At 34.0% G+C, this 13,224-nt stretch carries 10 protein-coding genes and 2 tRNA genes; 3 read left to right on the forward strand and 9 right to left on the reverse strand.

All coding sequences use genetic code 11. The features are described from left to right. Positions 1-43 precede the first annotated feature (43 nt). Entirely contained in the window at positions 44-2,581 is a 2,538-nt protein-coding gene (locus tag GJV77_RS08700) for a heavy metal translocating P-type ATPase (RefSeq protein WP_155035983.1), read from the forward strand. Between the two features lie 351 nt (positions 2,582-2,932). Here GJV77_RS08700 and GJV77_RS08705 read toward each other — a convergent pair whose 3' ends face one another. Further along, positions 2,933-3,256 (reverse strand): DUF6804 family protein, encoded by a 324-nt coding sequence (locus GJV77_RS08705; RefSeq protein ID WP_155035984.1) that lies wholly within the window; start codon positions 3,254-3,256, stop codon positions 2,933-2,935. A gap of 372 nt (positions 3,257-3,628) precedes the next feature. On the opposite strand from GJV77_RS08705, the gene GJV77_RS08710 reads away from it, so the two are divergent. Beyond that, on the forward strand, positions 3,629-4,009 hold the full coding sequence (locus GJV77_RS08710) for a hypothetical protein (RefSeq protein ID WP_155035985.1): 381 nt from the start codon (positions 3,629-3,631) through the stop codon (positions 4,007-4,009). A 151-nt stretch (positions 4,010-4,160) separates the two neighbouring features. After that, positions 4,161-4,628 carry a DUF4265 domain-containing protein gene (locus GJV77_RS08715; RefSeq protein ID WP_155035986.1) on the forward strand — a complete coding sequence of 156 codons (468 nt, stop codon included), beginning with the start codon at positions 4,161-4,163 and terminating at the stop codon, positions 4,626-4,628. Between the two features lie 75 nt (positions 4,629-4,703). Here GJV77_RS08715 and GJV77_RS08720 read toward each other — a convergent pair whose 3' ends face one another. From GJV77_RS08720 to GJV77_RS08755, 8 genes are all read right to left on the reverse strand, one after another. Next, entirely contained in the window at positions 4,704-6,365 is a 1,662-nt protein-coding gene (locus tag GJV77_RS08720) for an MBOAT family O-acyltransferase (protein ID WP_155035987.1), read from the reverse strand. Between the two features lie 9 nt (positions 6,366-6,374). After that, complete coding sequence (locus GJV77_RS08725; protein ID WP_155035988.1) at positions 6,375-7,811, reverse strand: LysM peptidoglycan-binding domain-containing protein; 1,437 nt, start codon at positions 7,809-7,811, stop codon at positions 6,375-6,377. Next, positions 7,808-9,283, reverse strand: coding sequence for an SGNH/GDSL hydrolase family protein (locus GJV77_RS08730; protein ID WP_155036013.1), 1,476 nt, complete (start codon positions 9,281-9,283; stop codon positions 7,808-7,810). The genes GJV77_RS08725 and GJV77_RS08730 overlap by 4 nt, the downstream gene beginning before the upstream one ends. A 60-nt stretch (positions 9,284-9,343) precedes the next feature. After that, entirely contained in the window at positions 9,344-11,122 is a 1,779-nt protein-coding gene (argS, locus tag GJV77_RS08735; RefSeq protein WP_155035989.1) for an arginine--tRNA ligase, read from the reverse strand. A 122-nt stretch (positions 11,123-11,244) separates the two neighbouring features. After that, positions 11,245-11,982 (reverse strand): hypothetical protein, encoded by a 738-nt coding sequence (locus GJV77_RS08740; RefSeq protein ID WP_155035990.1) that lies wholly within the window; start codon positions 11,980-11,982, stop codon positions 11,245-11,247. Between the two features lie 461 nt (positions 11,983-12,443). Then, positions 12,444-12,737: a hypothetical protein gene (locus GJV77_RS08745; RefSeq protein ID WP_155035991.1), complete on the reverse strand. Its 294-nt coding sequence runs from the start codon at positions 12,735-12,737 to the stop codon at positions 12,444-12,446. Between the two features lie 283 nt (positions 12,738-13,020). Then, positions 13,021-13,095 (reverse strand) — tRNA-Val (locus tag GJV77_RS08750). A 50-nt stretch (positions 13,096-13,145) separates the two neighbouring features. Continuing rightward, positions 13,146-13,223: transfer RNA gene (locus tag GJV77_RS08755), tRNA-Val, on the reverse strand. Between the last annotated feature and the right edge of the window lies 1 nt (position 13,224).

Below are 13,224 nucleotides of genomic sequence, written 5' to 3' on the forward strand. Positions count from 1 at the left end.
TTTAATGGACTTTTGTTTAATAAAATCAAGACTTTTAATAGATATGAAAAAGCAATATAAAGTAAGTGGTATGAGCTGTAATGGTTGTAGAACCAAAGTAGAAAATACACTTAATGAACTACACGGAATTAAGGCAGAAGTATCACTAGAGCAAGAGCAAGCCAATATAGAGTCTCATCACGAAATAGACACTTTAACACTTCAGAAAGCATTACTTCAGAAAGGAAATTACATACTTCAAGAAGTTGTAACAAAAGCCGATGGTAGTCAAGAAATACTTCCACCAGTAGAAGTCAGTGAAGAAGATCTATATCAACAAGAAATACCGGAAGGCATGGCTGATAAAGCTGGTAAATACTTTTGCCCAATGCTATGTGAGGGAGATAAAGTATACGACACTAATGTAGGGTGTCCTGTATGTGGTATGAATCTTGAACAAATACCTGCGCCTAAAATAGAAAAAACGGTTTACTATTGCCCCATGTTATGTGAGGGGGACAAGACATACGATGAGCCTGGTAATTGTCCTAAATGCGGTATGAATCTAATCGCTAAAACAATCCTCATCGAAGAACCTGAAGATACTACCTATACTGATATGCTAAAGAAGCTAAGAATATCAGTTGCCTTTACTATACCTGTTTTCATTCTTGCTATGGGAACAATGATACCCGGAGACCCTATAGGTCAAGTTATTCCACACCACATCAATAATTACCTACAACTAATCTTGACAATTCCTGTGGTCTATGCTTGTTGGATGTTTTTTACTAGAGCATGGACTTCTTTTAAGACTTGGAACCTAAACATGTTTAGTCTAATAGGTCTTGGAGCAATGGCTGGTTTACTTTTCAGTATTATTGCCTTATTCTTTCCTAACCTCTTCCCTGATGATTTTAAAGGAGAACACGGAATACACCTATATTTTGAATCAGTTGCAGTTATCTTAACGCTTGTACTTGTAGGACAAGTAATGGAAGCTAAAGCGCATAGTCGAACAAACTCAGCGATCAAAGAACTACTAAAGTTAGCTCCTTCAGAAGCAACCTTAATAACTGATACTGGAGAAGAAACTATTGCTTTAGAACAAATTGTAAAAGGAAATAAACTACGTGTAAAACCTGGTGAGAAAATACCTGTAGATGGACAAATTATCGAAGGGCATAGTAATATCGATGAATCGATGATTTCAGGAGAGCCAATTCCCGTAGATAAATCTAAAGGTGATCAAGTAGTAGCTGGAACAATAAACGGCAATAGTACTTTTGTAATGATTGCTGAAAAAGTTGGCGATGAAACTCTACTAGCACAAATCATAGAAATGGTCAATAGTGCTAGCCGCTCTAGAGCACCTATTCAAAAGCTAGCAGATAAAGTAGCTAAATACTTTGTACCGATAGTAGTGTTAATTGCTATAACTACATTCTTCTTATGGAAAATATGGGGTCCTGAACCTAGGCTTGCTTATGCATTTGTCAATGCACTTGCTGTATTAATCATTGCCTGTCCTTGTGCACTAGGACTCGCCACTCCTATGTCTATAATGGTAGGTGTGGGGAAAGGCGCACAAAATGGAATACTTATCAAAAATGCTGAGGCATTAGAAACAGCTAATAAGATTGATGTATTGGTCACTGATAAAACTGGAACATTAACTGAAGGAAAACCTTCTATAGAAAAGATTGTATCACTATCTCCTTCTTATACTGAGGAAGAGTTACTTTTCCTAACCGCATCATTAAACCAAAATAGCGAGCACGCTCTAGCGCTTTCATTTATTAAGAAAGCAAAACAACAACAACTAGAATTAAGTGCGGTTAAATTTTTCAATAATATCACAGGTAAAGGAATACAAGGAATTGTAAATAAAAAGCGCCTATCACTTGGTAATATTGCTCTAATGGACACAGTACAAGCTTCAGTCTCTATAGAAATTAAAAAAGCTGTTGAAAAAGAACAAAAGTTAGGAAAAACAATATCTTACATTGCTGAAGGAAATGAAATTATTGGATATACCGTCTTATTTGACAAAATAAAAGAGTCTAGTAAAAAAGCGGTTCAACAATTACAACAAATGGGGATTGAAGTAGTCATGATTACAGGAGACAACCCAAATACTGCTAAAGCAGTAGCTGACGAACTACACATTACCCACTTCTTAGCTGAAGCAATGCCTGAAGACAAACTACAAGAAATAAAAAAACTACAGGAAAGCGGTAAAATTGTAGCTATGGCTGGAGATGGTATCAATGATGCTCCTGCATTAGCACAAGCTAACGTTGGGATCTCTATGGGAACAGGAACAGACGTAGCCATAGAAAGTACAGAAATTACCCTACTTAAAGGTGATCTAATTGGTATTCCTAAAGCTGTTCAGCTTAGCCATGGCGTAATGACGAATATCAAACAAAACTTATTTTTTGCGTTTATATATAACTCAGTTGGAATTCCTATAGCAGCAGGTCTACTCTATCCTATTTTTGGTATTGTACTATCGCCGATGATTGCTGCTTTAGCCATGAGTTTTAGTTCGGTATCAGTAATAACAAATTCACTTCGTCTAAAAAATTTAAAACTTTAAATACTTATAGATAACTCCATAAAAAAAGGTCACTTGTACAAGTGACCTTTACCTTTTTGTATTTAGTTCTTGATAGAAAACATGTCCCCACTCTGCTTACTATCCTAAAGCTACAATAGGATTTAATTCTTTCTACGAATAGATAGACACAATATATAGATTTTTTACATATATTATGATAAAAAACACAAAATATTATACATTATTTTTATCAAAGCAAAATATATAAGTTCATATTAACAAATACACTCTACATCTCACGATTATTGACTTTAATCCAACAAAAGAGCTTATAATTTAAATTTGATATAAAAGACAAAAATAGACAAAGTATACTCTATTCTTCTAATGTTAATAGTTCTCTTCTTTTAACTGTGAATTTTCTCTCTTTTTACTTCCATAAAAACAACTACCTATAAGGTAAAAAGCAACAAAAACTACAATGACATTCCATACAATAGCAGGTAATGTAAAGACATATAAAGGTTGAAATATAACTAAAAAAACTAGATAAGTAATAACTTCTATTGGTCTCTTATTTACATAGGAGTTATAAGAGAGGATCGCCAGTAAAACTACTGCTATTAAGCTAACGAACTGATGTAAGTCAAATGATAAAGAAAACATTGTACATATCAGTAAAAAAGCTACTATAATTTTTAATGCTTTTTCCATAATACTTCCTTTTTAGTTTACCTTAAAATTAGTAATAAATAACCTAAATACCTAAAAACAAACCAAATAACACCACAATCTTATTCAAATTCTTTTAAAAGAAAGTTGTTTTTGTTTAAAAAGTAAACTACAACAATAGTCTCTTTAGGATCAAATCTAAACTAAATTAGACTATTGACCTAGCTATCCTAAACATTATAAATAACTAAAATATATACAATACTTGTTAAATTAAACTTTAACATACTTACTCTATTCTAATTTTTAGAAGTATCTTTAACAATAAATCAAATAACACAAACACAAAGAGTTATCAATTGATCACTAATAGCAGTAAACCATTGTTTTCACAGGCACTGTAACGTTTAAATTATGAAGAATAGATTTAACCAAAAAACAGACTTCTTATTTCACCGTGTAGTCAATAATCCGCAATGGGATGATAGAAGTGAAACTATGCTGGTAGTCTTAGGTATGATTTATTATGGTTATAGTTTAGGGATCAACAAAAATGGAGAACTAAGTGCCTATGATATGAATCAAGCGACCAAACACAAATTAAGAACCTTAAATATCCAAGCCAACTATATTGATACAATGGTAGACTACGCTCATAAAATCAGTCAAGCTCCACAGGATAATATCTATTGCCGTTTGATCGCTTTAGGGAAAAACTATGCCAACCACTATGATATTGATCCCTTAGTTTATAGTGTTTTTGAATACACAGAAGAAATAAAACTCAATAGATAACTCCTGCACACTATATCAAACAAGAATTGTTTTTTTATATTTTAAAGCATAAGTTTTTATTGATTGTGCCTTTTACCACCTATCTTTGTACCCAAGCAAATATCTAAACTTTGCTGTCCATAAATAATTCAAGTCAGTTAATAAATCCAAAATGAGTGAGCAATTAGAACAAGTTGTAATCAAGTATTATAGTGAAGTATTAGAAAAAGATACAGAAGAAATACTGTGGGGGGTTGTTATAGACACTAACAAAGGCCTTTATCGTATAGACAATATTCCTTACTATGGCCCAGAGCTTTCTTGTGAGGATATCGTACACGCAACAAAACAAAAAAATAACGACAGACCAGTTGTTCAGTACATCGAAACGTATTCTGGTAATAGTACAGTACAAGTAATTGTACAAAAGGATAAGTACGACAGAGACGATTTATACAATGAAATTCTGTATGCTAATACTGAAATAGAAGTAGTTGATGACTACTATTTCGTTATTAATGTACCTAGTCAAACAGATTATAAAAATGTCTATGCTATTCTGAGTGCTTTAGAAGATGAAAAGGTAATCTCATTTGCAGAACCAATGCTTTCACCAAAGCACCAATCTGATATTCGATAATTTATTTGTAATACATCAAAACAAAAAAAGGAAGGCATTCTATATATAAATTGCCTCCCTTTTTTTATCTTTTATTTAAAATTGAAAATATATAAATGGTTGTGGTCCTGCAGATGCAGTTGCATAAACTATCCAAAAAATAAATCCCATAAAAACAGACTTTACAAACACATTTGAGTTATTAAACAAAGCATGTGGAACTTCCATCCATTTCTTGGGGATAAAATGCCATACAAAGGCTATTGCTATCAATAGAAAAACATTCTTATACCCTTCAATAATAACCATCCAAGCGTGCCAATCCCATTCTATTTTTGATATATTATCAATCACACTTAATGCTACATCAAAAGATCTGGCTCTGAAAAATATCCAACAGAAGGTAACAAAGTGAAACGTGATAACAATAGAGGCAACTTTCCATAAGAAACTTGGTTGTTTATCCTTCGCACGTGGTATCAACTCCATAAAGATTTTATGTACTGCTAATGCTATACCATGCAATGCTCCCCATACAATAAATCGCATACTCGCACCATGCCATAAGCCGCCTAGCAACATAGTCGTCAATAGGTTAAAATTCGTGAATAAACTTTTCTTCTTTTCTTTCGAAAACACTATGGTCAAACCAAAGACTACAATTGAAGCTATAGCTATTATTAATGGAATAATACTCGTTTGATAATAATAAATCCCCCAACCTAATACTCCTACGAAAAAAAGCGAAGGAAAAAAGAATCCTCCAAAACTTCCTTTTCTATTCCCTCCTACTGTGATATACAAGAAATCTTTTAACCACGTAGATAACGATATATGCCAACGACGCCAAAACTCAGTTATTGATTGTGATTGATAAGGCACATTAAAGTTCATTGGCAAACGATACCCCATTAACAAAGCAATACCAATTGCCATATCTGAATAACCCGAAAAGTCACAGTAGATCTGTATCGCATAACCATATGATGCCATTAAGTTTTCAAAGGCAGTATAACTATTTGGTGAGTCAAAAACACGATCTACAAAATTGATAGATATATAATCAGATATAACCGCTTTTTTTAATAATCCTCCTACCATTAATAACATTCCCTCATTTACATTATCACGTGTTACTAATACATTCTGATAAATCTGAGGTATAAAGTCTTTTGCACGGACGATAGGTCCTGCTACTAACTGAGGGAAAAATGAAATAAAGAATAAGTAATCTAAAAAACTCTTCGTCGGTTCTATTTCTTTACGATAAATCTCAATGATATAACTTATTGACTGAAACGTAAAAAACGAAATCCCAACAGGCAATATTATATCATCGATATGAAAACCACTATGTGTAAAAAAATTAATCCCGTCTAAAAAGAAATTTGTGTACTTAAAGTACCCTAACATTCCCAAATTAACAATTATACTTAATGTCAGTAATAACTTGCGCTTTGCTTGATTAGTACTATTGTTAATCACATTGGCTAAATAATAGTCCAAAACTGAGGAACCTACTAAAATTAGAAAATATAATCCACTCGATTTATAATAAAAAAACAAAGAGAACAAAACCACGTATAACAATCGTACATGGAATGTCTTTCGCATAAAAATATAAAACAGATAAAATATAATAAAGAACCCTAAAAATAATCCTGAATTAAATAATAAAGGTTCTTTTGGATTAAATGTAAACCAATGAATAACGTCATCCATTGATAAAGTTGGCAATTCAATATTAAACAAACTCATTAACTACTACTATTTCTTTTTCTCTAAATATCTTTGATACGCAGCAATTATCGCATCAAAGAACAAGTCTGCAGAGTACTCATACCCTTTGACTGTATAGTGTACTAGATCCCTTCCTAGTAAACTTTCTTCTCTCAATTGTTCTAATCCTAAATTACCGCCAAGATTATAGTATAAATCCCATACTGCATAGTCACTATTCATACCATTGATTAGCATTTCATTACTAAATTCTGTTGCTAACGTATTAGGCTCCCCTTTTGAAAAATAACTCGGTGGCGGCGTTGTAATCAAAACATTTACATTCGGTAACTTCCTTTTTAACTCTAATAAAAAAGCATTTACCTTCTCTTGGAACTCTTCTACACTCATGCGATCAAAAGCTTCATTCGTCCCCATTGACAAAACCAACAAATCAGGCTCCAATCCCTTCAATTGCTCAAAGAACAAAGGATATTTTGTATAGTCAGAAAACTTAGCTCCATTCACTCCTATAGCGTGATAAATCAATCCTGCCTCACTATTTTCTAATACAATACCATTAAGGTCATATAAATCAACATCTTCTTTTGGATAAAAATATATCTTATTTTGTTCCTTATTGAATGAAAAATCATAGTAGCCTTCTGCTTTTACAGCTTCAACCTCTTCAAACACACTCGGATTAACAAATACTGGCTCTTTCGCTTTAGTTGGCACACTTAATCGTTTACCTGCATGTATTGTATTATTTCTTAAGCGGTTTGTCTTTTTAAGCTCCGTAATTGTTGTTCCATACTTTCTAGCAATACTAGATAGCGATTCTCCACTTCGGATCGTATGATGTACTTTCTTTGACACACCCGAATCTAATGACAACTGTTTATCAGTGCGACCTAAATTAAACAACTGCTCTTCGGTCGGTGTAAAAACCTTCATACGCGAAAAACTGTATTCATTATCTCGAATTTTCATTTCAATTACGAGATTCTTATTTTCCGTCGATAGTGATATACCACTTAACCCTACATTAGCGCCATTGACAGGGTAAATATTTCTCCTACTATCCCAATCGACATTAGAAGTGTATCTTACTGCTGAATTTCCATTTGTTTTGGCTAAGCGATAGGGAAATACAAAACCTAATCCTCCATTGCCAAAACGAGATTGCATAAGCTTCCTAATTTTCCCCGTAAGAAAATCTGCTTGGATATGAGAATCTCCTACGTGGACAATATTTACCTTACCTTGCTTTAAGCTATCCAATAAATACAATTGTTCAAAGAAATTGTCCAATCGATCAGCATAGTGTATATGGTTTCCCTCTTCAATAACTTCTTGATTAGATAAAGTATCTAATGAAGTTTCCGAATTTACTTGATATCGTATTGTCTTATTATCTTGAGCGAATGCCCACCCCCCTAAAAAAATGCTTCCTATTATAAAAGCAATTTTACTTTTTATCATTTTTCAACTGTGTCTACTACCTTTGTACTATCTTTTTGTTGTTCTGATTGACCTATTGTTTTTTCTAACTCTTCCGCAACTTCCCCTACAGCAGGTAGTCCATGTTTAAGCTTATATGCTTTATATCCTTCATCTAAATGTTTATAGATTAAATTAGCTACCTCTTGCGCACCTCTGAAATTAAAGTGAGTATAATCTTTATTAGCACGAATAGGTGTCTCCTGAACCCACTTAATCATTGATCCACTTCCTCCCATTGCATCGTACAAATTGAAAAAACCAGATTGTGTCTCAATAGCATATTTGCGCTGAGCTTTCACTAATGGGGATACTGCTTTGTCCGTCTTCATTTCCATTTCGTACTTTGTTGACTTATCTGCTGTAGAAATTACTAAGATTGTCGCATTTGGAAAACACGTCTTCAGATGATTTACTACTCTTCCCATCTGTTTCGTGTACCAACGATAATCTAGCGACCCATAATTTAACACATTCGTACCATAGTGAAGAATAATCAAATTATAACCTAAGTTGTTCTGGAATTTATTCATCAAACTTACTCTAAACAAAGACAATGGGAGTCCTGAATTTCCTCTACTTGAAAAATTATCTACCTGAACACCTGTTCTACTACTTACGTCAATACCGTAAATAGGAATAGAATCAGCGGACTTAAATTGTACTTTCAAAGAATAAAGGCTACCTCCATATAATTGAAGTTTATTTAACTCACTATTTGCCGAAAGATTCTTAACAATGGTATCCTTTCCTATTATAACTTGTACTTTACCCTTTTTATTATTCGAACTACCATAATAAAGTGTCGGTGAGTTTAAAGTAGTCATATGGCGAATTCCTCCTGCTTGTAAACTTACCCAAGTTTCTCTAACCGTGTCTTTGACAAAAAAGACCTGCCCTGACACACCAAAAGGTCTAATAGGTCGTTTAACATTTAAGAATGATTGTACTCGCCAATTCGAAGAATAGCGGTGTTTTACTGAACCTCTAGACTTAGCTGACTCCACGTTAATTGGGATAAAACCAACTCCTGAACCGCCAAAATTGTCTTGAAAATTCTTGCGTAAATCTTGTACAATCAAGTCTCCATCAGTCATCGAATCTCCATAATACGCTATACGTACTTGTTTTCCTTTTTCTTTCTCCAACGTATATAACTTCGCAAAGAAAGGTTCTAAATACAACATTCCTTTATAAGTTGACTCATCTTCTTGACTTAATAATGTTTCTTCCGAAACTACTACTACTTGTCCGTCCGATGACAAACTATCAGCTAACTGTTTCTGCTCTTTATCCTTAACAACTACGGGTAGAGAATCTACCTTCTCTTGAGCATCTGCAAAAGCTTCTAAAAGCAAACTATCAATAACTACATTCCCCGTTTTTATAGGAGACTCACTAAAAATCTTTGAGGGTAAATTACTCTTAAAGAATAAAAAAAAGCCACTTGCCATTACTAGAATGACAAATGACTGAATTATATATGATTTGTTCTTTTTCACAAAAAAGATTAATTACATACGTTCAGGAACAGCTATCCCTAGTAAAGCAAATGCGTCTCTTACCACCATACCTACTTTCTCAGATAGTTGTACTCTAAAAATCTTCAACACAGTATTTTCTTCTCCTAAGATAGACACTGTTTGGTAGAAAGAATTATACTCTCTTACCAGTTCATAAACATAATTTGCTACCAATGCAGGACTATGCGTACGTCCAGCATCTTGTATTACTACAGGGAACTCTGCTAGCAATTTCAACAATTCCTTTTCTTTAGGTTCCAAAGTGATTCCTTCTACCTTAGTAGAATAATCAAAGTCTGCTTTGCGCAGTATAGACTGAATACGCGCATAAGTGTATTGAATAAATGGTCCCGTATTTCCAGCGAAATCTACTGATTCCTTTGGATTAAACATAATTCCTTTGCGTGGATCTACTTTTAGTATAAAGTACTTTAAGGCACCTAAACCAATTGTTTTAAACAACTCAGCTCTTTCTTCCTCTGAATATCCTTCTAACTTCCCTAACTCTTCAGAAATAGTCTTTGCTGTATCTGTCATCTCCTGCATCAAATCATCTGCATCTACTACAGTTCCCTCTCTACTCTTCATCTTACCTGATGGCAATTCTACCATACCGTAAGACAAATGGAATAAACTCTCTGCCCACTCGAAACCAAGTTTCTTTAAAATCAAGAATAATACTTTAAAGTGGTAATCCTGTTCATTTCCTACCGTATAGACCATTCCTCCTACATCGCCAAAATCATTAACGCGTTGTATAGCTGTACCAATATCTTGAGTCATATACACAGAAGTTCCATCTCCTCTCAACACTAATTTTTCATCAAGTCCCTCTTCTGATAGATCAATCCATACTGAATTATCTTCTTTCTTAAAGAATACCCCCTGTTCTAATCCTTTTAATACCTCATCTTTCCCTAATAGATAAGTATTGCTTTCGTAATATACTTTATCAAAATCTACTCCCAAATTCTTATACGAAACATCAAACCCAGTATATACCCATTGGTTCATCATTTCCCATAGCTTGATTACTTCTGGATCATTATTTTCCCAATCCACTAGCATTTGTTTTGCTTCTTTGATAATTGGTGCCTCCTTCTTAGCTTCCTCTTCCGTCATTCCTTGAGCCATCAATTCCTTGATTTGACTCTTGTACTCTACGTCAAATTTCACATAGTAGTTACCGACTAATTTATCTCCTTTTAAACCTGTTGTTTCTGGAGTTTCTCCATTGCCGTATTTTTGCCAAGCCAACATTGACTTACAGATATGAATCCCTCGGTCATTAATGATCTGCGTTTTATATACTTTCTTACCAGAAGCCTTCAAAATCTCAGAGACCGCATACCCTAACAAATTATTACGTACGTGCCCCAAGTGAAGTGGTTTATTTGTATTTGGAGAAGAATACTCGACCAATACAGCTTTATCGCCCTCTTCTGGAGTCTTATAACCAAAGTGTTCTTCTAAACGTATTGCATTGAAAAATTCAATATAATATGCATCTGAAACTACTAAATTCAAAAATCCTTTAACAACATTAAACCGCTCTATTACAGCTGTATTTTCTACTAAATACTCTCCTATTTTCGTCCCAATTTCTACTGGATTTCCTTTTATCTGTCTTAAAAAAGGAAAAATAACTACAGTAATATCACCCTCAAACTCTTTTCTTGTCGCTTGATATTCAACTTTATCTATAGTTACACCATACAATTGTTGAATCCCCGCCTCTATCTGTGGAGTTAAAATCTGATTTAATGTCATTTTGATTATTTTTATTAAAGACGCAAAGATAATTTATATTTCCGCATTTCAATAAACCTAGCACTAGGAATTTGAATATTCTTCATTGATTCTATTTTCAGATCTGTTCTTTTCTTACTTCCTTATTTCGCATACACCATCATACTGGGATTATACACTTTACTATTATAAAGCGATAGTCGTTGTGGCACACTTTTAATCGGATAAAAAAACTGAATATCAGCTACTACAACTTCAAATTTCTCTTGTTCTAATAAAGAATTACAATCCTTGCTAACTTCTTCTACGAAGCTATCCCCTAACCTAAAACAAATACTAAACTCCCTAGGGGGTTCTGTTAACTCATCTTGAGGTGAATGTATAGTCACAGTAGTTAATCGCAACACTGCTTCTATACACCCATTGGGAAAGATGACCTGCTCACGTGGTATAAATCCAGGAATAGTCACCCGCAATGACGTAACTGATTCACGATTAACCACTACGGGTACATGAAAAGTATCTTTAAACAATGTATTTGAATTACACTCAAAACCAACCAACCCACTACAGTCTAAAGAAAAAACAGAACGCTCTGCCAAAGGGACCTGCTTTTCCTTGTATAGTATCTGCAACACCTTCCCCGTCAGACGAGGTTGTAAATAACTATCCAAACGTCTATCCATTTGCTGGACAAGCTTTCGCTTCAAAACAGACATCACTAGTGATACTTTTCGCATAAAATTAGCACTTATATTCTTCTCTTTATCACTTGATGTGCGTTGCGGTCTTGATTGCATAATCTTTTTCCCCCTAAATGTCCTTACATACACAGGACCTACCATCCCTAGTATTCCCTTACTCTCTGTAAATTTAGCCATAATAAAAACTTTTACAGATTGACAATCAGAAAATTAAAAAATTTCTTATCAACTACAAATAGGGTGTAGAATCCTTTTTTGCATGATATCCAAATGTTCGGATAATGCTAAGGGGGTGATCAGGACTTTTTGTTCTAAAATATCCCGACCACCTCCCCATCATATCCCGACCATATCCCGATCATAGCAAACGTAAAAGGGCAAATTCATCTAGAATGAACAATATCGTCAAGCAATTATCATAAAAATTAGACGGGCAAACAAAAAAAATGAGGAAGAAATCTAAAAAACTTTCGCTCCATTCAGATGAAAGTTTAAACTATAAAACGAGGTCAATTACGACATAATAATTAAGCGTTTGTCTCTTAAGTAAAAAAACAGGAGGAAAACGAAGTAAAAAGGAAAAACAAATAGAATAAACTGAGTGCTCATTAAGCAAAATATCTACGGCATGATACAATCTATTTAGACAATAACTCAGACATTACGCCAATCAGCATATTCTCCACAAACGCAAAGTCCTGCCTGTAATGATAGCTGTTATCACACTTCATCGACGCTCCCGAAAAATCTAAAGTTACTCCGCTATTAAATGCAACATTCGTATTTATGTAATAATATTTGTATCGCATAAGTATCTGCACATCCATAGGTTCTTCATATCTACTGCGTTTGTCAGAAACATACTTGACAGACCGTTCTACAAAGAAATGAGGATCGGACTTCTCTAAATATAGTTGAGGCTGACATCTCATCTTTAATAGATTATAGAGGCTGAATTATTAAAATACACTCTAGTACCTAGTGATTATCCATAAGTATAAACACTGAACAGAAAAAACATCAAACACAACGATACAACACATACCTTATTCATAAAGGCATCCTTTCATTGTCCTTAAATACACCTTATTCAATTGACATAATCCACTACAAATCAAATAAAAACAACTTATTTAACAAATTTAATACCCCCTCTAAAACAGATCAATATAGAGCAAAAAAAAACTCCATTAGTATCTAATGGAGTTTTTCTAGTGGGCGATGAGGGATTCGAACCCCCGACCCCCTCGGTGTAAACGAGGTGCTCTGAACCAACTGAGCTAATCGCCCAAAATATCATTTAAATAATTTGGTGTTCCAATATGTGAGTTAAAAAAAAATGGTGGGCGATGAGGGATTCGAACCCCCGACCCCCTCGGTGTAAACGAGGTGCTCTGAACCAACTGAGCTAATCGCCCA

It is taken from the genome of Myroides pelagicus, from assembly GCF_009711055.1.
Taxonomy (GTDB): Bacteria; Bacteroidota; Bacteroidia; order Flavobacteriales; family Flavobacteriaceae; genus Flavobacterium; species Flavobacterium pelagicum.

Bases quoted from the DNA above. Each gene is read 5' to 3' on its own strand.
- argS (WP_155035989.1), bottom strand. From the start codon at position 11,122: ATGACATTAAATCAGATTTTAACTCCACAGATAGAGGCGGGGATTCAA.
- GJV77_RS08715 (WP_155035986.1), top strand. From the start codon at position 4,161: ATGAGTGAGCAATTAGAACAAGTTGTAATCAAGTATTATAGTGAAGTA.
- GJV77_RS08725 (WP_155035988.1), bottom strand. From the start codon at position 7,811: ATGATAAAAAGTAAAATTGCTTTTATAATAGGAAGCATTTTTTTAGGG.
- GJV77_RS08740 (WP_155035990.1), bottom strand. From the start codon at position 11,982: ATGGCTAAATTTACAGAGAGTAAGGGAATACTAGGGATGGTAGGTCCT.
- GJV77_RS08745 (WP_155035991.1), bottom strand. From the start codon at position 12,737: ATGAGATGTCAGCCTCAACTATATTTAGAGAAGTCCGATCCTCATTTC.
- GJV77_RS08705 (WP_155035984.1), bottom strand. From the start codon at position 3,256: ATGGAAAAAGCATTAAAAATTATAGTAGCTTTTTTACTGATATGTACA.
- GJV77_RS08720 (WP_155035987.1), bottom strand. From the start codon at position 6,365: ATGAGTTTGTTTAATATTGAATTGCCAACTTTATCAATGGATGACGTT.
- GJV77_RS08730 (WP_155036013.1), bottom strand. From the start codon at position 9,283: ATGGCAAGTGGCTTTTTTTTATTCTTTAAGAGTAATTTACCCTCAAAG.
- GJV77_RS08700 (WP_155035983.1), top strand. From the start codon at position 44: ATGAAAAAGCAATATAAAGTAAGTGGTATGAGCTGTAATGGTTGTAGA.
- GJV77_RS08710 (WP_155035985.1), top strand. From the start codon at position 3,629: ATGAAGAATAGATTTAACCAAAAAACAGACTTCTTATTTCACCGTGTA.